General features: G+C 58.7%; 18 protein-coding genes and 2 pseudogenes. 10 read left to right on the forward strand and 10 right to left on the reverse strand.

Features of this window, described 5'->3' with window-relative positions:
• Window positions 1-62 precede the first annotated feature (62 nt).
• Together AC3AYF_RS03040 and AC3AYF_RS03045 are read left to right on the forward strand one after the other, a co-directional pair.
• Window positions 63-338: pseudogene (locus tag AC3AYF_RS03040) on the forward strand (MerR family DNA-binding protein); the annotation flags it as partial.
• Between the two features lie 115 nt (window positions 339-453).
• Entirely contained in the window at window positions 454-741 is a 288-nt protein-coding gene (locus AC3AYF_RS03045) for a hypothetical protein (RefSeq protein WP_162619499.1), read from the forward strand.
• Window positions 742-1,002: 261 nt separating this feature from the next.
• On the opposite strand, the gene lgt is transcribed toward AC3AYF_RS03045, so the two are convergent.
• The 7 genes and pseudogenes from lgt to AC3AYF_RS03080 form a co-directional block, all read right to left on the reverse strand.
• Window positions 1,003-1,815: a prolipoprotein diacylglyceryl transferase gene (lgt, locus tag AC3AYF_RS03050; RefSeq protein WP_110648816.1), complete on the reverse strand. Its 813-nt coding sequence runs from the start codon at window positions 1,813-1,815 to the stop codon at window positions 1,003-1,005.
• Window positions 1,816-1,907: 92 nt separating this feature from the next.
• The gene (locus AC3AYF_RS03055; RefSeq protein WP_204352900.1) at window positions 1,908-2,171 is read right to left on the reverse strand and encodes a VTT domain-containing protein; all 264 of its coding nucleotides are present in this window, start codon (window positions 2,169-2,171) and stop codon (window positions 1,908-1,910) included.
• 87 nt (window positions 2,172-2,258) lie between these two features.
• Entirely contained in the window at window positions 2,259-2,393 is a 135-nt protein-coding gene (locus AC3AYF_RS03060) for a hypothetical protein (protein WP_275425964.1), read from the reverse strand.
• Between the two features lie 30 nt (window positions 2,394-2,423).
• Window positions 2,424-4,916, reverse strand: a complete 2,493-nt coding sequence (locus AC3AYF_RS03065; protein ID WP_110648815.1) for a heavy metal translocating P-type ATPase — start codon at window positions 4,914-4,916, stop codon at window positions 2,424-2,426.
• Window positions 4,917-4,982: 66 nt separating this feature from the next.
• Window positions 4,983-5,408 carry a heavy metal-responsive transcriptional regulator gene (locus tag AC3AYF_RS03070; protein ID WP_295035920.1) on the reverse strand — a complete coding sequence of 142 codons (426 nt, stop codon included), beginning with the start codon at window positions 5,406-5,408 and terminating at the stop codon, window positions 4,983-4,985.
• Window positions 5,409-5,474: 66 nt separating this feature from the next.
• Entirely contained in the window at window positions 5,475-6,107 is a 633-nt protein-coding gene (locus AC3AYF_RS03075) for a peroxiredoxin (protein ID WP_110648813.1), read from the reverse strand.
• 212 nt (window positions 6,108-6,319) lie between these two features.
• A pseudogene (locus tag AC3AYF_RS03080) lies at window positions 6,320-7,301 on the reverse strand (IS5 family transposase).
• A 299-nt stretch (window positions 7,302-7,600) separates the two neighbouring features.
• On the opposite strand from AC3AYF_RS03080, the gene AC3AYF_RS03085 reads away from it, so the two are divergent.
• The 3 genes from AC3AYF_RS03085 to AC3AYF_RS03095 all read left to right on the forward strand — a co-directional run bounded on the left by AC3AYF_RS03085 (window position 7,601) and on the right by AC3AYF_RS03095 (window position 11,281).
• Window positions 7,601-8,125, forward strand: a complete 525-nt coding sequence (locus AC3AYF_RS03085) for a response regulator (protein ID WP_295035919.1) — start codon at window positions 7,601-7,603, stop codon at window positions 8,123-8,125.
• A 397-nt stretch (window positions 8,126-8,522) separates the two neighbouring features.
• Window positions 8,523-10,460 carry a protein-disulfide reductase DsbD gene (gene dsbD, locus AC3AYF_RS03090; protein ID WP_295035918.1) on the forward strand — a complete coding sequence of 646 codons (1,938 nt, stop codon included), beginning with the start codon at window positions 8,523-8,525 and terminating at the stop codon, window positions 10,458-10,460.
• A complete protein-coding gene (locus AC3AYF_RS03095; RefSeq protein ID WP_110648812.1) occupies window positions 10,457-11,281 on the forward strand; it encodes a TlpA family protein disulfide reductase in 825 nt (274 codons plus the stop codon). The genes dsbD and AC3AYF_RS03095 overlap by 4 nt, the downstream gene beginning before the upstream one ends.
• Window positions 11,282-11,759: 478 nt before the next feature.
• Here the strand turns inward: AC3AYF_RS03095 and AC3AYF_RS03100 are convergent, their stop codons facing one another.
• The 3 genes from AC3AYF_RS03100 to AC3AYF_RS03110 form a co-directional block, all read right to left on the reverse strand.
• Window positions 11,760-13,019, reverse strand: a complete 1,260-nt coding sequence (locus AC3AYF_RS03100; protein WP_295035929.1) for an ATP-binding protein — start codon at window positions 13,017-13,019, stop codon at window positions 11,760-11,762.
• A gap of 41 nt (window positions 13,020-13,060) precedes the next feature.
• A complete protein-coding gene (locus tag AC3AYF_RS03105) occupies window positions 13,061-13,756 on the reverse strand; it encodes a response regulator (protein WP_110648810.1) in 696 nt (231 codons plus the stop codon).
• Between the two features lie 101 nt (window positions 13,757-13,857).
• Window positions 13,858-14,235, reverse strand: a complete 378-nt coding sequence (locus tag AC3AYF_RS03110; protein WP_239496163.1) for a hypothetical protein — start codon at window positions 14,233-14,235, stop codon at window positions 13,858-13,860.
• 253 nt (window positions 14,236-14,488) lie between these two features.
• Between AC3AYF_RS03110 and dmeF the strand changes: the two genes are divergently transcribed.
• The 5 genes from dmeF (at window position 14,489) to AC3AYF_RS03135 (ending at window position 20,583) form a co-directional block, all read left to right on the forward strand.
• Window positions 14,489-15,475, forward strand: coding sequence for a CDF family Co(II)/Ni(II) efflux transporter DmeF (gene dmeF / locus AC3AYF_RS03115; RefSeq protein ID WP_295035917.1), 987 nt, complete (start codon window positions 14,489-14,491; stop codon window positions 15,473-15,475).
• 171 nt (window positions 15,476-15,646) lie between these two features.
• Window positions 15,647-16,312: a response regulator gene (locus AC3AYF_RS03120; protein WP_110648808.1), complete on the forward strand. Its 666-nt coding sequence runs from the start codon at window positions 15,647-15,649 to the stop codon at window positions 16,310-16,312.
• Window positions 16,299-17,600 (forward strand): sensor histidine kinase, encoded by a 1,302-nt coding sequence (locus tag AC3AYF_RS03125; RefSeq protein WP_110648807.1) that lies wholly within the window; start codon window positions 16,299-16,301, stop codon window positions 17,598-17,600. The genes AC3AYF_RS03120 and AC3AYF_RS03125 overlap by 14 nt, the downstream gene beginning before the upstream one ends.
• A gap of 261 nt (window positions 17,601-17,861) precedes the next feature.
• Window positions 17,862-19,808, forward strand: a complete 1,947-nt coding sequence (locus tag AC3AYF_RS03130) for a copper resistance system multicopper oxidase (RefSeq protein WP_110648806.1) — start codon at window positions 17,862-17,864, stop codon at window positions 19,806-19,808.
• Window positions 19,801-20,583 (forward strand): copper resistance protein B, encoded by a 783-nt coding sequence (locus AC3AYF_RS03135; RefSeq protein ID WP_110648805.1) that lies wholly within the window; start codon window positions 19,801-19,803, stop codon window positions 20,581-20,583. Before AC3AYF_RS03130 ends, AC3AYF_RS03135 begins: the two co-directional genes overlap by 8 nt.
• The last annotated feature ends 191 nt before the right edge of the window (window positions 20,584-20,774 follow it).

A 20,774-nucleotide genomic window follows, 5' to 3' on the forward strand; every position in this document is an offset into this window, starting at 1 on the left:
CCGCACGAGCGGAAGCAACACTCAATTCACTGTCCGGAATTAGTTGACCACTACACCTTCGCTCACTGGGTTGCAGTCTGAGCGAAATTAGAGGGGTTCTGGACGCAAGCCTACAGAAAAACGTCCCTTGCCCTGAGACCTATAGGTTTCTAGCTGACCGGCAGCCCAGTGTCCATGCACGGATACAGGAACTCGAGACTTTGGTCGTAAGGCTTGAACAGACTCTGGAAGCATGGCAGGCCATGCCCGGGGACGTGCCTAGCGGGCATCAGGTAAGTCGTCTTGTAGAGAACCTGAAGCAACCGGCCATAATCCAAGCGGGTATGTCGCCCCTATGAAGCAGGCTCCCACCTTGCCGGTGCCGATAGATTTCCATGTGCGTCTATAACCACGTAGCTGCTATAGCAAAGCCAAAAGGCAGAAATAAACTCCTGCTGTGAATTCCTGCATATCTTGAAGGACTTGAAAAGCAACATGGTTACGAGAAGAACGGTAGTAAAGGGCTTGCTTGTCAGCGGAAGTGTGGCGGCGTTCACCAATGGTTTGGGATACGGATTGCAACGGCTGCTGCTCGGCGAGCGCGCTTTCGCTGCTTCCCTCAGGCCGCTTGCCATCCCGCCTGTACTTGCCGGAGAAATCCGCGACAGGGTACGCACATACGATCTCGGTTTACAAAAAGGGGCGAGCAATTTCTACGAGGGGAAAAAACTCAAACTCTCGGAATCAATGGTTACTATCTAGGGTCGACGCTTACCGCCGGGCCGCGACTTTCAAGAGTAAAACTGTGGCGATGAAGGTAGTAGCCAGGGGCATTGAGAAATCTAACGTATAGCCGTTCATCACTTCGCCATGCACTGGCCTTAAACGCTTTATTAACCGGTAGAAACTTCCCTAGGAAAGGGTCGGCGAATGCCCTTCCCTGGCCCCTCCTCCAAGAAGAACTCTCGCTGGCAGGCGCTTGGCCTGCTACAAAAAACAGCAAAAGTAGCAGACCAATTTTTTTCATTGGGCAGTCGCCCTACTGGCATTATCGACCGACTCTCGACTGGCCCAAGCCATGAGTGCCAATCCGGCAAAGATCATCGGCAAACTCAGTAACTGGCCCATGGTCAGCCAGTCAAAGGCGATAAAGCCCAACTGGGGGTCGGGACGGCGCACGAACTCCACGGCAAAGCGGAAGACACCATAAAGCAGCAGGAACAGACCGGACGTCATGCCACGTTGGCGGGGCCGGCTCGAGAACCACCACAGCACGACGAACATCACGACGCCTTCCAGGGCGAATTCGTACAGCGATGAAGGGTGGCGTGGCTCCGGCCCCAACCCCATCATGGGCGGCCATACCATGGCCCAAGGCATATCGCTGACTCGTCCCGGCAATTCGTGATTGATGAAGTTGCCGAGCCGCCCCGCGCCCAGGCCAAGCGGCACCAGCGGGGCGATAAAGTCGGTCAACTGGAAAAAGGCCAGACGATGCTTGCGGGCAAATAACAAGGCAGCAATCAGCACGCCAGTCAACCCGCCATGAAAGCTCATACCCCCTTCCCATATCTTGAATAGCCATAAGGGATTGGCCATCAGCTGATCGAGCCCATAGAACAGGGCATAGCCAATACGACCGCCCAGTATCACGCCCAAGGCGCCGTAAAAGATCAGGTCGCCGATATCGTCGTGGCTCAGGCCCAGGCGATCGGCACGGCGGCGGCCCAACCACCAGGCGGCAGCCAGGCCGACCACGTACATAAGGCCATACCAATGAATTTGCAAAGGCCCGATGGTAATGGCCACGGGATCTATTTGGGGATATTGCAACATGATGCTTCCTCATATATTGATAGCCCGTTCATATCAACGGCTCAACGCTTGTGATAAGTCTGTCGTTCTCGACAATTCGGGCCATCTCTTCGTTATCGATGCCAACTCCAAATGAGTTTCGCCAAGATCGGCACAAGCGTAATACCGCCAACAAGAATCAACGCGACCGTCAAGCCCCTGGAATCAGTAGCAATGAGTACTTCACCGAATGTGATGATCAAGTACGTTGTCGAAATCACGCCAGCCAGCGTGGCAATAAAAAAACGCCAAAAGGCAAGCGGTGTGAGACCCACCGCATAACTGACGGCATCGAATGAAATAAACGGCACCAACCGCGATACGAAAATAACGAGCATCAATCCTGTCTGAGAGCGCTCCTTCCCAACCAGTCCGATATGGGGCGTAGACGCCCCCAATGCTGCATCGCCTCGTAACCGCTCAAGCTACTTTTCGCGCTTTTTACTGGAAAACAAGTATTTGACGAGTGCAGCGACACCCAGTACCAGCGCAATAACCAGCAGGATGGATATCAGCCCCATGCCCGCCATGCCCCATGTGCATGCTTCGCTCCCCATCATGACGGCCTCCTAAAATAATTGATTAATTTTTCAGGCATGGTGCATTTGATCAGCCTGAGGCTCGCTGATAGCCCTCGATGAAGACTCGCCGGTGTCGGGCCGAAAGCGACGCAGCCGCAGAGAATTGGTCAGCACAAATACGCTGGATAGACTCATGGCTCCGGCGGCCAACATGGGGTTGAGCAGGAAGCCGTTAAATGGATATAGCACGCCCGCCGCTACCGGGATCAGCGTCAAGTTATAGCCGTAAGCCCAGGCAAAGTTGCTGAGGATGGTCTTGCGGGTCCGCCGGGAGAGCGCCGCAGCATTGACGATACCTCTTAGATCGCCACGCATGAGCACCACATCACCGGCCTCGATGGCGATATCCGTACCCGTGCCGATAGCGATGCCCACGTCGGCCTGCGCCAACGCCGGCGCATCGTTGATACCGTCGCCTACGAACGCGACACTGCGGCCCTCGTCCTGCAGGCGCCTGATCTCGGAGGCTTTCTGGTCCGGCAGCACCTCGGCGAGCACTTGCTGGATACCGACCTGTCTGGCGATAGCATCGGCCGTGGCGCGATTGTCGCCGGTGAGCATCGCCACCTCCAGACCCAGCGCCTTGAGTGACATGATAGCCTCGGCCGAACCTTCCTTGAGCGGGTCGGCGATCGCGATCACTGCCGCGAGCTTACCGTCCACCGCCGCATAGAGCGGGCTCTTGGCCTCTTCAGCGAGCGTCTTGGCACGCGCTTCTGATTCGCCCAGCCCGATACCTAGCCGCCTCATGTAACGATCGGCGCCCACGTGCAGCCGGTGGCCCGCCACTTCGGCTTCGATGCCATAGCCCGGCTCGGCGCTAAAATGGCTGACGGCCGGCAGTTCGAGACCACGCTCCTTCGCGCCGCGCACGATGGCCTCGGCGATGGGGTGTTCGCTCTGCGCCTCGATCGCAGCCACCCAGCGCAGCACCTCGTTTTCGTCCCCATCGACCATGATGAAATCAGTGAGCTCGGGCCGGCCCCGGGTCAGCGTGCCAGTCTTGTCCAACACGACCATACTCATCTTGGCAAGCGTCTCAAGTGCCGCCCCCTTGCGAAACAGCACGCCCATCTCGGCGCCTTTGCCGGTACCCACCATGATCGCGGTCGGCGTCGCCAGGCCCATGGCGCAAGGGCAGGCAATCAGCAACACGCTGACCGTCGTGACAAAGGCGAAGGACAGTGCCGGGGCCGGCCCGAAGCCGAGCCATACCGCGAAAGTGATCAGCGCGATAACGAGGACCACTGGCACGAACAAGCCAGCGATCTTATCGGCAAGCTGTTGGATCGGTGGCTTCTCGGCCTGTGCCGACTCCACCATCTTGACGATCTGTGAAAGTACCGTATCGGCGCCGACCCGCGTCGCGCGGAAGGTGAGTGCGCCGTTCTTATTGATCGTGCCACCGACCACCTCGGCATCTTTCCCTTTCATCACCGGCACTGGCTCACCACTGATCATCGATTCGTCGACGTAGGAGTGGCCCTCCTCGACGACGCCATCCACCGGGATGCGCTCGCCGGGGCGGGCCAGGATACGATCGCCGGGCACGACGGCCTCGATCGGCACTTCGGCCGTTTCGCCATCACGAACGACACGGGCCGTCTTCGCCTGCAGTTGCAGAAGCTTCTTGATCGCCTGGGAGGTACGGCCCTTGGCGATGTGCTCGAAGTAGCGCCCCAACAGGATGAGCGTCACGATGACCGCCGCCGCCTCGAAGTAGCTTACGGCAGTACCCGCAGGGAAGAACCCAGGTATCAACAGGGCAGCGAGTGAATAGAAATAGGCTGCGCTCGAGCCGATCATGACCAGGCTATTCATGCCCGGGTTGGCATGCCGGAGCTCGGCATAGCCGGAGCGATAGAAACGAGCCCCCGCGTAGAACAGGACGGGAGTGGTCAATAACCATTCGATCCCCATCCAGCCCCGGTGTGGCATCACGTGCGATAAGAGCGCATCCAGGGACGGAATCATCTTGCCCATGGCGATCAGAACCACAGGAATCGTGAACGCTGCGGCGAGCATCACTTTATTGCGAAGCTGGGTACCCTCTTGATCTTCACGCTCCGACTGGACACTTTCATCAGCATTAACCTGCGGTTCATAGCCCGCACCCTTGATGGCGTGATGGATACGAGGCAACGAGACCATGTCAGGCAGAAACCTTACAAAGGCCTTTTGCGTAGTGAGATTCACGCTGGCCTGGAGAATGCCCGGCAGCTTCTCGATCGCTCGCTCCACGCGCGAGACACAGGAACCACAAGTCATCCCGATGACAGGAATCTCGGCGGTTTCGACGACGGGCTGATAGCCTGCCTTTTCGACGGCATCGACAAACTGGCCGGGATCGGCGCGTTCCTCGAACGCAACCGTGGCCTTTTCGGTGGCGAGGTTCACCTGTGCCTCGGTGACGCCGGGCTGCTGCCTAAGCGCGCGCTCCACGCGGCCAACACAGGAGGCACAAGACATCCCGCGTATACTGATATCGATTCGTTCTGTCATTTCCTGTCTCCTCGCTGGATCGTCGATTGCTTGAAACCTGGATGATTGGCGCCATGCATCGCTACGTCAGCTGTCTCGATAAACGCTTTTCTGCTTCTCTTCGGCGATTGCCTCGACAATGGGACACCCCTTCATAGCCCCCTCTCCAGAGCATTCAGAGAGCGTTTTCGAAAGTACTGTCTCGATCTTGGAGAGATGTTTGATCTGCTCTCTAATTTTTACTAACTTCTCTTCCGCAATGCGTTTAGCCTGAGCCCGGTTGCCATTGGCATCTTGGAGAATCAGCAACTCACGAATCTCATCGAGAGTGAAACCCCACTGTTTGGCCTGAAGGATAAACTGAAGTCTTGCTACCGCATCCTCAGGATAGCGGCGATAATTCGATTCCGTTCGCTGGGGCCTTGGCATGAGCTTTTCCTGCTCATAGTAGCGGATCGCCTGGCTGGCAATTCCGCAGTGTTCGGCCAACTCTCCAATACTTAATGTCTTCATTGGCACCACCTCAGCGAAACGACTAGGCGGCCCGACCAGGCCGAGCCGCCAAGACAACCTCGTCAGTTATTTGGGCTGGCGTACTACGCGTAGGTACGGTGTCTTTTCGTCCCAACCTTCGGGAAAACGCTCCTTGGCTTCCTCACTCGACAATGAGGGAGCGATGATAACGTCTTCCCCATTCTGCCAATCCACAGGCGTCGCCACCTTGTGCTTGCCGGTCAACTGGAGCGAATCGATGACGCGTAGGATCTCATCGACGTTGCGCCCTGTGCTGGGCGGGTAGGTCAGAGTAAGTCGGATCTTCTTGTCGGGGTCGATAATAAAAACGGTACGCACCGTCACCTTAGGGTCAGCCTTGGGGTGAATCATCCCATACAGCTCTGCGACCACCTGATCCTCGTCGGCCAGCAATGGGTAGTTCAGCGCCGTGCCCTGAGTCTTCTCGATATCCCCGGCCCAGCCGTTGTGAGAGTCGAGCGGATCGACGGATACACCGATCAACTTGGCGCCACGCTTATCGAACTCGCTCTTGCGCCTGGCAAAAGCACCAAGTTCTGTCGTACAGACCGGTGTGTAGTCGGCCGGGTGCGAGAATAATACGGCCCAGCTGTCGCCAAGCCATTCATGGAAGCTGAGCGTGCCTTCCGTGGATTCCACCGTAAAATCGGGAGCTATCTCTCCAAGCTGCAAAGTCATCACGCTATCCTCAAATTGGGGTTGATGATGCACTACGTACGATAGCCTTAAAGTAAACTTTAAGGTCAACCCCTAGGGAATCGCTAAACAATTCGGTTCTGGTCGGCTGAACCGTTCAGCGTGGCCAGATCATCGTCTCAGCGGTCATTACATGACCATCTCAGGTGGCCTGTTTTACCTGGCAGCCAGGTTTTCCTGGCTGCCAAGCTAAATCAAGACACACTGGCCCCGTCAACTCGGCCTTCGCATCGTGCCGCCAACATCAGGTTGGCCAGCCCGAACAGGCTGAATAACTGAGGCTGGTTCTTTGGCCAGCCCCTTATAGCGCACCTTCCGGTAGTCGAAGAGGTTCTTGATGGCATGAAACGAGTGCTCGACCTTGGCGCGGATGCTGGCCTTTGCCTTCACGATCGCCAGCAGCAGCGTTTTCATGGGGCTGTCTTCCATCTTCTTGATAGCGCCGCGTTTGGCGGCGTCACAGCACTAGGGATCCGGGGCATCATTCTCTTCGTCCAGATGCTTCCACATCTTGGTATAACCCGCGTCGCCGTATACCCGCTTGTCATCTTCTCGGACCAGGTGGCCCGCCATGGTGACATCGGCGACGTTGGCCAAGTGGCAGCGACACTGTGAATCAACCCGGTGACCGCATCGGCGCCATATGGGCCTTCATGTTAAAAAACCATTGGTTGCCCTTCTTGGTCTGCTTCATCTCCGGATCGCGCTGCTTGGCCTTGTCCTTGGTGGAGGGCGCGGCGGCGACTATGGTGCCCTCCACCAAAACAAGGCCCTGCCCGCCAAACTGGCGTTGATCTCCTCGAAGATCCGCTGGGTCAGGGCATGCTTCTCCAGCAGATGGCGGAAGCGCAGCAGCGTGGTCGCGTCCGACACGCTTTCGATGGCCAGATCGAGTCCGATGAAATCACGCATGACCTGGCTGTCGTAGATGGCGTCTTCGAGCGCCTCATCGGCGAGCACATACCACTGCTGTAAGAAATAGACCCGCAGCATGCACCTCAGGCCGAGGGGCTGCCGACCCCGCTTACCTGCCGCGTTCGGAAAGTAGGAAGGCGACAGCGCGTCGATCTGCCGTTACCAAGGCACCAGGATCTCCATCTGGGCCAGGAATCGCTCTCGACGGGTGACCTTCTTCTTGTTCTGGTGCTCTGCCTGGGCAAATGGGATCTGCTTCATCGGATAGCTCTGTCAGACGGTGGCGGGATGGTTAGATTTTACCCCGCCGGTGGCGATCAGGCAGTTGCGGGGGGATTATGCAGCGTTTCCCTAATATGACCAGAACACGGTAACGTAATGCGCGAATCCCGATCCAGTCTCCTTTATCGACGAGAAGATTCCCGATCCTAATCCGTACCATTGAGCTCGCTCACCACTCTCTGATCGTGAGAGCTGATGATGCGGAGCAGTCGAGTCTGCATATAGCTAGCGCTGAGCGATGGAATGCTGCTCACGCTTTCAGGAAGTTTTCAGGCTGCGTGTCTAATCTATCGGACAAAGCCCAACAGGCCGTTGAGAAAATGAAAGTTCTACTCGTCGAGGATGACGAACTTCTGGCCGAGAGCCTTGCCGAGCTGCTGGACGACGCCGGCTATCGTACCGACATCGCGCCCAGCATGAGATTGGCAGCCGCGCTATGGGCTAGCGAGGACTACACGCTGGTGATTCTGGACCTTGGTTTGCCGGACGGCACGGGGCTGAGCCTTCTCGCCGATTGGCGGAAGACAAAATGGTCGGTGCCGATACTGATTCTGACCGCGAGAGATAGCTGGATGGAAAAAGTCGAGGGGCTTCGCGCTGGCGCCGACGACTACGTCACCAAGCCTTATCACGAAGAAGAGTTGCTGGCCCGGCTGCAGGCACTGCTGCGCCGGCAAGTACATGCTTTCTCAACCCTTCTGGAGGTCAACGATATTCGTCTCGACGAGGCACGCCAGCAGTTCAGTCTGGCACACCAGGAGTGGCAAACACTGACCTCCACCGAATTTCGGCTGCTGCGCTAGCTGAAGGTCAGGAAACCCAGTCCGGTCATGACGAGCGAGCCCAGCACATAAATACCGATTCATTAACCGATAGACGGTGGTTCGAGCGAACGGGAACGTTGCTCGGGAGGAATGCCATCTCCCACGTTTCGACCTTAGTATCGAATACGACAGCCGCGCCGCTGACCGGCTAACGACGTCGACGTCCGAGCACCTTCAGAGAGGTGGTCACGAACCCGTACCTTCCCAAAGCCAACACCGCACTCAGGCCCGACTGGACGGCTCGACACCGGGATCGACATTTCTTTTTACGAATACACATCTAGAACAGAGACGGCAATAGAGATTCATTTTCAGCTCATCCCCATGGATCATCCTAGCCGGCACCGAATCAGGAGTGTGGGAAATGCGACCAGGGATGAAGGCAGGGCTCGGCCTTATACGATCGAAGCTCGTGCGATGGCTACTGATGCTGGCCTTATTCAGCGTCGCCACGTTGGCCATGGCCCAGGATCCATTCGGGCAACAAGATGAGTTTCTCCCCCCGGATCAGGCCTTCGAACCCACGTTGTCACAGGACGGCGACGCACTGGAGATCGATTGGCAGATCGAACCCGGTTACTACCTCTACCGCCACAGCTTCTCTGCGGAAGCGGGAGACAGCGAGCTATCGCTCGATATACCTGACGGGGAGACTATCGAAGACGAGTACTTCGGCCGCTCCGAGATCTACCGTCACGCATTGAGCATGACCACTCGACCCGGCGATGCCGATACCATTACCCTTCATTGGCAGGGTTGCGCCGATGCCGGTCTCTGCTATCCGCCCCAACAGCGGACCTTCGACCTGGAACCTGTCGTCGGCGACTCGGGGAACGACACAGCAACGACGAACGGCTCGGCAACGAACGCGTCGCCCGCTGCCCCGAACGCTCCCTTTGCGTCATCCACAACATCATCACCTACCGCATCGGGCCCCGCCACCCAGGCAGGAGCAACGATGGCGGAAGATCAACAATTGGCAGCACAACTGGTTGGCGGTAACTGGGTCTGGACACTGGCCGCCTTCTTCGGCATGGGCCTGCTGTTGACCTTCACACCCTGCGTATTGCCGATGGCTCCGATCCTCTCAAGCCTGATCGTCGCCCAACGCCGCAGCGAAGAGACTCGGCGGACATCCGGTTTCGCACTCTCTCTCGCCTATGTCCTGCCCATGGCCGCCGCCTACGCCGCGCTGGGCGTTGCCGCCGCCATGGCCGGAGCCAATCTGCAGATGCTGTTCCAGAACGTCTGGTTCATCAGCATCTTCTCGGTCCTGTTCGTAGTGCTGGCACTCGCCATGTTCGGTGTCTTCGAACTCGAACTGCCGAGAGCGTTACGTCGACGCCTGGATGCCGGGCTATCGAAACAGCGCGGCGGGCGATTCAAGGGCGTTGCTGTCATGGGCGTTCTCTCCGCTCTGCTAGTGGGCCCCTGCATGACGGCGCCGCTGGCTGGCGCCCTGCTCTTCATCGCGGAGACGGGTAATCCGTGGCTTGGTGGCGCCGCACTACTCGCCCTGGGTCTCGGCATGGGCGCCCCATTGGTAGTGATCGGCACCGCTGGTAGCCGGTTGCTACCCAAGCCCGGTGCCTGGATGAACCGTGTCAAGGGCATTTTCGGCTTCGTACTGCTGGGAATGGCGATTTGGTTCGCCGCCCGGGTCATCCCCGACTCCATTGTTCTCGGCTTGTGGGGTGCGCTGGGATTGGGCTTCGCGGTATCTCTTGTGGCCCTTGCACGTGGCAACACCACGAGTTGCATTTCCCAGGTCGCGATTGCCAGCGCTGCGATCATCGGTCTGTGGAGCTCACTGGTCCTGATTGGCGCTGCCGGAGGCACCACTGATCCGTGGCGACCACTGTCGGTCTACGTCGTGAGCGGAGGGGAAACGACCTCTAAAGACACCAACGAGTCCGGACCTATCGCATTCGATGGCGTCGAAGACCTGACTACGCTCGAACGTCGTGTCCAGGCAGCCGCCAACAACGGTCAGATGACATTGGTTGAATTCACCGCCGACTGGTGTGTGTCCTGTGAAGTGATCAAACGAGAAGTGTTCGGCGATCCGACCGTCAAGAACGAACTCCAGGACGTGCAGCGGTTGAGTATCGATGTCACCGACTATGATGCTTCAGATAAGGTCATCATGCAGAAATTCAACGTCGTCGGCCCACCGACACTGATGTGGTTCGGTCCGGACGGCCAGGAGCGGCGAAACGCTAGGATCATCGGTGAACTGGATGCTGAGGCGTTTCTCGAGCGCTTCGATCAAGCCCGGCGAACCACCAACGATACGACTGGGAGTAACACATGAACGCGCTGGATCGCAGCATTGCCATCGGCTCGCTAGGCCTGAGCCTGGGACAGCTCTTGCTGGTCTTGTCAATGGTCGTCGCGCTGATCGTCGGCGCCTGGGTTGGCCGCCGCCGAAAGATCAGTGTCGGCGATCATTTGTTCAACGTCTTATTCATGGGCCTTGTCGGGGCGCGGATCGTTTTCGTCGCTCGCTACTGGGAGAGCTACGACACGTTCTGGTCCTGGCTGGATATCCGAGACCGCGGCTTCGAACCGCTAGCTGGCCTTGCCATCGCCTTCGTCTATCTGACCTGGCGTCTCTGGCGCCATCCCGATGAACGCCGTCCGCTGGGCGCTGCGGTCTTTTCAGGCGCGCTAGTGTGGACACTGACGGCTGGCGCACTAGCACTGATGGCCCCAGGCAGCGCGACGATTCCCACTACGCCTTTAGTCATGCTCGACAGTAACCGCATCGCACTTCCTGATATCCAACGTGGAGCCCACCGGCCTATGGTGGTCAACGTCTGGGCGAGCTGGTGTCCTCCATGTCGTCGCGAGATGCCGATGCTGGAACAGGCCCAGCAAGAGCACAACGACGTGATGTTCGTATTCGTCAACCAGGGCGAAAGTGTCGGCGCGGTCAATACTTTTCTGCAACGAGAGTCTCTCACGCTCGACCACGTCTATCGGGATCCAGACATGGCGTTTGGCAAGAAGGTCGGCGCCGTAGCCATGCCGACCACGCTCTATTACGACGCGGAGGGTACGCTTATCGACACCCACTTCGGCGAGCTTTCTCGCGCCACGCTTGATCGCAGCCTCGAGCGCCTCGAACCCTGATTTTCCACCTCTGACCTTGCCAAACCCTTATCTTCCAACTTGGAGACGACACGCATGCCCTTCCATAATCTTCGCATGACATCACTGCGGCTCGCGCTAATCCTCGGCGCCGGCATCGCTTCTCAGCGCGGATAACCCTGGCGGCGCGATCGCCGAGCACTATCGTACTGGCGCCATGCCAAACAACGAAGGCAATGATCAAAGCGAGCAGTGGGTAAGCGACAACACGCAGACGATGCGCGATGGACAACTTTACGGCCCCCCGTGACCTTCAACCAGGACAGCGATGGCGAGGTACACAAGGCCATGGGGGCGCCCAGGCCGGACAAGCTGCGCGCCGTCATGGGTAGCGCCGCGCCCTGAGCTATCTCGCCCTGACCTTTCGCACCCTGAAATATATCGACCAGGAATCAATCATCCAGGAATCTGTCGCCCCGAACGTTTCGGCGCCTCAAAAAGAGATCAACCCGACGGCAACTCAAGTCGAAGGTAACGAGAGCGTCACCCGTAGCCCGACGCCGTCTCCGGATGCGAACGTCACTCGGCCACCGGCACGGGTGACGATCGCTTCGACGATGGAGAGCCCGAGACCGCTGCCCTGAGGGTGATTCCCGCGATGAAACCGCTCCGTCAGGTGGGCGAGCTGTTCGGATGGAATGGCTTCTCCCTGGTTGATGATGTCGATTACCGCCACACCATTCGTTTCATGCGCCTCGATTTCGATCGGCCCGCCAGGCAAACCATGGCGCATCGCGTTCTCGAGCAGATTACGCAGCGCAATCACCAGCAGCGCCTCGGATAACTCCACGTGGATACGGTTTACCGGCTCGTTCCAGTGGCAGCGATCATGGCTGCCGGTTTCCACCATCGCGGTTTCCAGCGCCTCGGCGAGGGGCGTGGGGTCAAGGCTCCCCCGCGTGATCTCATCACTCTCCATGCGGGCCAGCAAAAGCAACTGATCGAGCGTTTTCGTTAGCCGCCCCACGCCTGCCTCGGCCTGTTGCATCGCTTCCCGGCGGGGATCGCCGTCGACGCGTCGTGCGATCTGGAGATGGGTGCGAATGGCGGTCAAGGGCGTGCGCAACTCGTGAGCCGCATCGTCGGTGAAACGTTGTTCCAGCTCGAGCATGCGCCGAGTTCGTGCAAGCAAGGCGTTAAAACCATCGATCAACGGCCTTATTTCTCTTGGCAGCCCACGGACGGGCAATGCCGAGAGGTCATCATGATCGCGCAAGATCAGTCGCCGCTGTAGCTTCGAAACTGGCGATAGCCCACGAGTCACGCCCCACCACAGCGCAACGAGACTGCCGATCAGCGCGAGCAGAAACGGATAGAACGCCGCGCGGCGAACTTGCGCCAACAGCGACTCCCGCTCCTGCAAACGATCCGCCACGGTGATTCGCTTGTCATCATCGACCAGGGTGTAGACACGCCAGCGCTGCTCATTGTAGTAGCGATAGCTGTAACCCTCGTCATTGACCGAAAGAACGTCGTTCATGTCCGGGTGCGTGCCGGCAACTACCTCTCCGCGCAGCGAAGAAATGCGACAGGCAACACCATCGAGCGCGGCGTTGGAAGAGGTTTCGCCTTTCTCGCCGTTCCACCCCGCCGCTGGCGCATGATCTAGCAAGCCTGCCACCATGCGCGCCGATTGTGCCAGGCGCTGATCCAGCGAGCGCTCTAGCTGGGTCGACAGATCGCGCATCGACCACGCCGTCGTGATTCCCCACAGCAGCATCAATGTGATCCCCAGCGTGGCGACGAGGCGCAGGCGCAGACTCATGATGGCGTGCTGCCATGGGATGGCGTATTGGTGGGGAGGGCGCCGAGACGATAACCGACTCCCCGGACCGTCTCGATCACATGGTGCCCCAACTTACGACGCAGCTGATAGATATGCACGTTGAGCGCGTTGCTCTCGATCTCGTCGTCGATGCCGTAAAGGCGATCCTTCAATTGATCAGTACTCAGTATCCCTCCGCGCGCCCGGATCAGCGCTTCCAGCAACATCAATTCGCGACGTACCAACGCCACCGGCACACCATCCAGCGTCACGCTGCGGGCCACGGGGTCCAGCGCCAGACTGCCATGACGCAGCGAGCGGTCGACCTGCCCAGCTGCGCGGCGCAGCAAGGCCTGCAGTCTCGCGGTCAATTCATCCAGATCGAACGGTTTGACCAGATAGTCGTCGGCCCCGCCCTGGAGACCCTCGACACGGCTGACCACGGCATCTTTCGCCGTCAGCATCAGCACTGGCTTGGCAACACCCGCCCGACGCCACTGTTGCAATAGCGTCAGGCCATCGCCATCGGGAAGACGGCGGTCGAGCACGACAGCATCGTAATCGATCGCGGTCAGCGCCCCGCGTGCACCGTCCAGCGTGGCGACGGTATCGACCACGAAGTCGCTCAGTGCCAATCCGGCCTCGACGCCCGCCGCTACTGGTGCGTCATCTTCGACGAGCAGTACGCGCATCCCCATCTCCCTGTTTCATTGCCTCGAAAGCCTATCGCGGCGCAGCCTAACATGCGCCGATGATGCCAGGATGAGATCAGCGAGCGGACGGCAGCGCTGTCTTACTCCCAAGAAGCGCCCACCAGGGCATCAAGCGGAATTTTCAGATAGCGCTTGTCGTTGTCCTCCGGGTCAGGGAGGCGGCCGCCGAGGATATTGACCTGCAGCGCGTGCAGGATCAGCTTCGGCATGGGCAGTTCGCCATCGCGGCGATGGCGCAGTTCGACATATTCAGTCTCGCTGCTCTCGCCGAGACGGTGCTTGTTGTGCTCACGCACCGTGCTCTGCCACTGCGGTTCGCGGCCGTCGGGCATGTAGTCGTGACCGGTAGCTTGCTCGAGGCAGGTATCGATCAGCTCAGGGGAGAGTATATCGGAGAGGCTGGAGAAATCGTCGGGTGCCACCTTGGCGATGGCATGAATGGCGTCGCTGAACTGCATGAATCTTCCCGTACCCGTGGATCTTATACGGGAAGATCTCATCATCAGCCGGGTGAGAACAGGCTTAACTGACTGGCATTAGCGACGTTGGGCCAGCCTTTCGAGAGAGCGAAGGTATTCATGACGGCTCCTTGGGAAAGCATGCCCCCAGAACAATGCCAAATAATTTATAACGTTAAATCAATTGCCAATATAAAGGCCAGCGCATCACCATCGACAAAACCAACGTGGCCGCCTTGCCGGTCATCGTGTAATGACCATCAATCTGGAGCGCTACGGAATGCATCATCACCAACTCGAGGAATGGCAACACGATCACGTTTTCGGCCAAGACCAAAAACAATCCGGCGAAACACGCTCTCTCATCGTCGTCGGCCTGACGCTTGCCATGATGGTTTGGGAGATTTTAGCGGGTGTCCTTTATGGCTCGATGGCGCTTTTGGCCGATGGCCTACATATGGGCTCTCATGCCGTCGCCCTGGGCATTGCGGCCTTCGCCTATGCATACGCTCGCCGGAACGCAGGCAATACACAGTTCTCATTCGGCACCGGTAAGGTCAACGCGCTAGGCGGGTTCGCCGGCGCCATTCTATTAGCCGGTTTCGCACTGTACATGGTGATCGAAAGCATCGACCGCTTTATCCACCCGGTCGCGATCTCGTTCAACGGGGCTATTTTCGTGGCCGTCATAGGCCTGGTCATCAACAGCGTATCGGCCTGGATACTGGGCGGAGAGAATCACGACCACGGCCATAGTCACGACCATCATCATGGACATCATCACGACCACAATCGTCGAGCCGCCTACTTCCACGTACTCGCCGATGCCTTGACCTCGCTGTTGGCGATTGCCGCCCTGTTGGCCGGAAAGTACGCAGGCTGGAACTGGATGGACCCGATTATGGGTATCGTCGGCGCGGTACTCATCACCCGGTGGTCATGGCATCTGTTAAAGGATACCTCCCGCGTGCTGCTTGATCAGCAGCGCAGCGACTTGGAGCAGGGCGTCAGACAAGCCATCGAGAATGATGGCGCACGAATCAGCGACCTGCACCTCTGGGCCATCGGCCCGAATATTCATGCCGCCATCGTCTCGGTCGTGTCGCATGACCCCAAGTCACCTGCCGTCTACAAGCAGCGTATCCAGGCGCGATGCCCATCGTTGGTGCACGTTACCGTCGAGCCGCAGCACTGTGCCGCCGACCCGGAGACCGAGGCTGGAGTAGGGTTAGCCAGCTGAGTGCGGACGAATCTTGATAGTCCTCTTGCGTAAGAGCGAGGCCAGTCGGTTTTCATCGCCCGCCCTCGACGCTACTGGCATCGCCCGGAAGCTGGGTGACCAACGCTTTCAGGAAGTTTTCAGGCTACACGTCTAACCTATCGAGCAAAATCCAACAGACCATTGAGAAAAATGAAAGTCCTACTCGTCGAGGATGACGAACTTCTGGCCGAGAGCCTTGCCGAGCTGCTGGACGACGCCGGCTACCGTACCGACATTGCGCCCAGTATGAAATCGGCAGCCGCGCTATCGGCTAGCGAGGACTACACGCTGGTGATTCTAGACCTTGGTCTACCAGACGGCGCGGGGGTAAGCCTACTTGCCGGTTGGCGGAGGGTTAAATGGTCGGTGCCGATACTGATTCTGACCGCGAGAGATAGCTGGATGGACAAGGTCGAGGGGCTTCGCGCTGGCGCAGACGACTACGTCACCAAGCCTTATCACGAACAAGAGTTGCTGGCCCGGTTGCAGGCGCTACTGCGCCGCCAAGCACATACTTTCTCAACCCTTCTGGAGGTCAACGATATTCGTCTCGACGAGGCACGCCAGCAGTTCAGTCTGGCACACCAGGAGTGGCAAACGTTGACCTCCACCGAATTTCGGCTGCTGCGCTATCTGATGCGCCACCCCGATCGCGTTCACTCCAAGCGCCACTTGCTCGACCAGCTCTACGCTCTCGAACAGGACGCTGCAGCGCCCAATCTCGTCGAAGTCTACATCGGCAGGTTACGTCACCGGCTCGGACGCGAGCGTATCGTGACTCGGCGCGGCGAGGGGTACATGCTTGTCTCGGCCTAACTGGCGAAGCCTGCGCCTGCGACTGCTGGGCAGCCTGGGCCTGGCCGCACTGGTGATGGTGGGCAGCACGTGGGTGCTGCATGGACTGCTGCTGAACCAGTTGGCGCGAAATTTTCTCGCTGATCGCCTGCAGCAGGAGTCCGAACTGGTCGTACGTCGTCTACGCATAGACGGGCCAGGAGCCTTATCACTGCCACCCGACGCTAGCCCCGCTGATACCTCTCACCATTTCTACCTGTTGCGTACCCAAAACCGTATTTACAGCACCTATGATGCGCTGAAGTCATTGCCGGTTCAGGAGTCAGCAGAAGGCGCCCAACTGGTGCGTTGGCGTGGTCATCACCTGTTGTTATGGCGGACTCGATTCTCTCTGGGTGGCGAACCGGCCACCCTGACGGCAGGGGAGGATTTTGCCGGTATCGAGCGAGGATTGACCAGACTGCACTGGTGGATCGGTGCGGCGGCCCTGGCACTGCTGCTAATGCTGGTGTTGCTCAACCTGTTTGCGGTCAACCGGGCCCTGCGCCCGTTCGGTCAGCTGTCCCGCCAGCTCATTGAGCTGCAACGCGGCGAACGCCGTCGTCTAGACATCAAGACCGTTTCCGAGCTGAAAGCTCCGATCGATCAACTCAATACGCTTCTCGACGAACATGAACGTCGTCAGCAGCGCTCACGGGAGTCACTCGCCAACTTGTCTCATGCCATCAGGACCCCCCTGACGGCAGTCATGCAGGCCCTGCGCTCGAAGCGGGCGCTGAATGAGACACGCCGAACGCGCATCCTCGAACGGCTCGATGATATCGACGAGAAGCTGGAGAGCGAGCTGCGCCACTCGCGTATCGCCGGCCAGTCTACCGGTCAGCAACATACCGGCATGGCAGAGGTAATCTCCCTGCTGGAAATGTTTCGCACCCTTTATCCCGACCGAGTCTTCGTTCTCGATGATACCGCCGTCGTTGATTTCCAGATGCCCCTGGAACGTCAGGACGGTATGGAGATGCTGGGTATCGTGCTCGACAACGCTGGAAAATGGGCGCGACAACGCGTCGAACTGACTCTGCTTGCCTCGCCGTGCCGCCTGAGACTCGAGGATGATGGCCCAGGTGTACCCGACGCCATGCTAGAGCGGCTAGGGCAGCGCGGTGTGAGGCTCGATGAACAGTACCGTGGGCATGGCCTAGGGCTCTCCATTCTGGCACAGCTCGCCGACCGTTACGGCGCTCGTGTGACCTATGACCGGTCACGGCTGGGCGGGCTGCGTGTCGAAATCACTCTGACCTCTTCCTAAAACACACTGCCGATATCTTCTCAGGCGGCATTTCCTTTCAGCGTATTTTCAGGCTGCCGGAGTCTACTGACTACCCATGATTGCCAAGGCTCAGAACGGTGGTCATGTCACATTAGATCGTCCCCGGCTATCGTTCGCCGTCGACAGACTCGGTTTATTCCAGGCCGGGAGAAAGCAAAAGATCGTGCTGAATCAAGTGCTGGTCACACGCCCCTAGAATTTCGGATAGGCACGCCATTGGAACTTCAGGAAAGGAACGTCATGAAACATCGCTCGATCGATGGCGATCGTCGCCGTCTTCTGATCGCGCTAGCGGGCACCGGTGCGCTGGCAGGGCTGGAGTCGTTGCTACCGAGCTACGCGCGGGGCGACGCCCTCTCGCCCCGAAGTGGAATCGCCGCTCAAGTGGTGGGCGGCCAACCCCGCCCAGTCTTGCTGGATTTCGACGTACGTCGTGAACGGGTAGACATTGCCGGTGGCCACGGTAGCGGCATCACCATCAATCATTCGATCCCTGCGCCGCTAATCGAACTGTGGGAGGGACAAGGGGCGCGCCTGCGTATCCACAACCACCTCGATCAGGATACCTCTATCCACTGGCACGGTTTGATGCTGCCATTCGAGATGGACGGTGTGCCAGGCGTTTCATTTCCCGGCATCGCACCCGGCGATAGCTTCGAAGCGATATTCCCCGTGCGGCAGAGCGGTACCTATTGGTATCACAGTCACTCCGGCTTGCAGGAGCAGATCGGGCTGACTGGCCCGCTTGTCATTCATCCCGCGACACCACACCGAGTACAGACCGATCGTGAATACGTGATCATGCTCAACGACTGGACCTTTGAAGACCCGGATCGGGTGATGGCACGGTTGAAAAGCCAGAGCGATTATTACAACTACAACGAACGCACGGCAGGCGATTTCTTCGAGGCCGTGGAGAAGGATGGCTGGATGTCGACGCTCCGGGATCGGCTCGCATGGAATAACATGCGTATGAGCCCTAATGATATCGCCGACATCACAGGATCAACCTATACCTACCTGATGAACGGCCGCCACTCGGCGGTGGGATGGGAAGGACTATTCCAGCCAGGAGAGCGCATACGACTGCGGGTCATCAATGCCTCGGCCATGACCTACTTCAACTTCCGTATTCCCGGCCTGTCGATGACAGTGGTTGGCGCCGACGGCCAGGAAGTGGAGCCGGTAGAGACCGATGAGTTCCAAATCGGTGTCGCGGAAACCTTTGACGTCGTGGTCGAACCCCAAGCCGGCACCGCCTATACGCTGATGGCGGAATCCATGGATCGCAGCGGCTACGCGCGAGGCACCTTGGCGCCTCGCGCCGGCATGCGGGCGGCGGTACCGGCATTGAGAGAACCACCCCAACGCACCATGATCGACATGGGTATGAACATGACGGACGGCGCCATGGGCGGCATGGCCGCCGGTACCATGACCGGTATGGACCATGGAGAGGGAGAGAACAGTGCCATGGGCGGCATGAACGATAGCGGCATGTCGGGTATGAGTCATGGCAAAGGGGGACAAAGTGGCATGGGCGGCATGAACGATGGTGCCATGTCGGGTATGAACCACGGCGGAGGGGGACATGACGCCATGGCCGGGATGGCTGGCATGGGTGTCGGCGATCCCGGGCCAGTCGTGGCACGCCATGAACCCGGCGGTCATGGTCCCGGCAACCTCAACGTGGCCGAGGTGCAACGCGACCGGCTCGGTGAGCGGGGCACCGGGCTCGAGGCTGTCGATCATCGCGTACTCACCTACAGCCAGTTGCGCAACGTTAAGCCGATGCGCGACCGACGCCCGCCGTCGCGGACGATCGAGCTACACCTGACCGGCAATATGGAGCGCTACATATGGTCGTTCGACGGCGTGAAATACTCTGACGCCGCGCCGATCGACATCGTGCTGGGTGACCGCATTCGCCTGATCCTGGTCAACGACACCATGATGGAGCATCCCATCCACCTGCACGGCATGTTCATGGAGCTGGAGAACGACCAAGGGGATTACCTGCCATTCAAGCATACAATTAGCGTGCTACCGGCTTCGCGTGCATCTCTGTTAATCACCGTCGATGAGCCAGGACGCTGGGCCTTCCACTGCCATATGCTTTACCACATGGAAGCCGGGATGTTCCGGGTGGTACGGGTAGCCCCGGCGGAGGCGTTCGATCATGTTTAACGGCAAAATCACGTACCGTGGCGCATTTCTGATCACCGCCCTCTGGTTGCCCGCCATCGCCGTCGCCGACGATCACGGTCGTGCCAACGTGGACGAGGTCATCCCCGACGGATCCCTGAATGAACGTAGCGGCTCTCCCACTGAGTGGAACGAGCCGATACATGACGACGCGCTATTCAGCCAAATAATGATTGATCGGCTCGAATACCGTGACAGTAACGGTGCACCCAATGCGTGGTTATGGGATGCACAAGGCTGGATCGGCAACGACACTAACCGGTTCTGGTGGAAAAGCGAGGGCGATGGCCCAGTCGACGGTGGCAGCCCCGAAAATAGCGACCTCCAACTGCTCTACAGCCGCCTGGTTTCGCCGTTCTGGAACTTGCAGGCTGGCGTACGCCAGAGCTTCAATCCGGATCCCGACCGACGCTTTGCGGTCGTGGGCTTTCAGGGTCTGGCGCCGCTGATGGTGGAAACCGACACCGCTCTATACGTCAGTGACGAGGGTGATGTCAGCGCAAGCGCCGAGTTCGAATACGAAATGAGACTCACCCAACGACTGATCCTGCAGCCACGGCTGGAACTCTCCGCGTCGTTCCAGGATGTGCCTGAGTACGACCTTGACCGCGGTATCAACAGTAGCGAGCTCGGCCTGCGATTGAGCTACGACCTGATGCGCGAATTTAGCCCCTACGTAGGGATCAGTCATGAACGCAACTACGATGAAAATGAATCGACAACGGCAATGGTCGTGGGTTTGCGCGCCTGGTACTGAGCGTCAAATCACGCGAATGAACGAGGATCATAATGGCATCGTTACCATGGAAGGACACACCAACGCACTACGGCCGGACCAGCCGCTGGCTACACTGGAGAATCGGCGCTCTGCTGATTTGGCAACTCGGCGGCATGACAGCCAAGGTGCTATAGGGGCATGCACCATGGGTACAGGCTTGGCGTTCTACC

It is taken from the genome of Salinicola sp. (assembly GCF_982684285.1).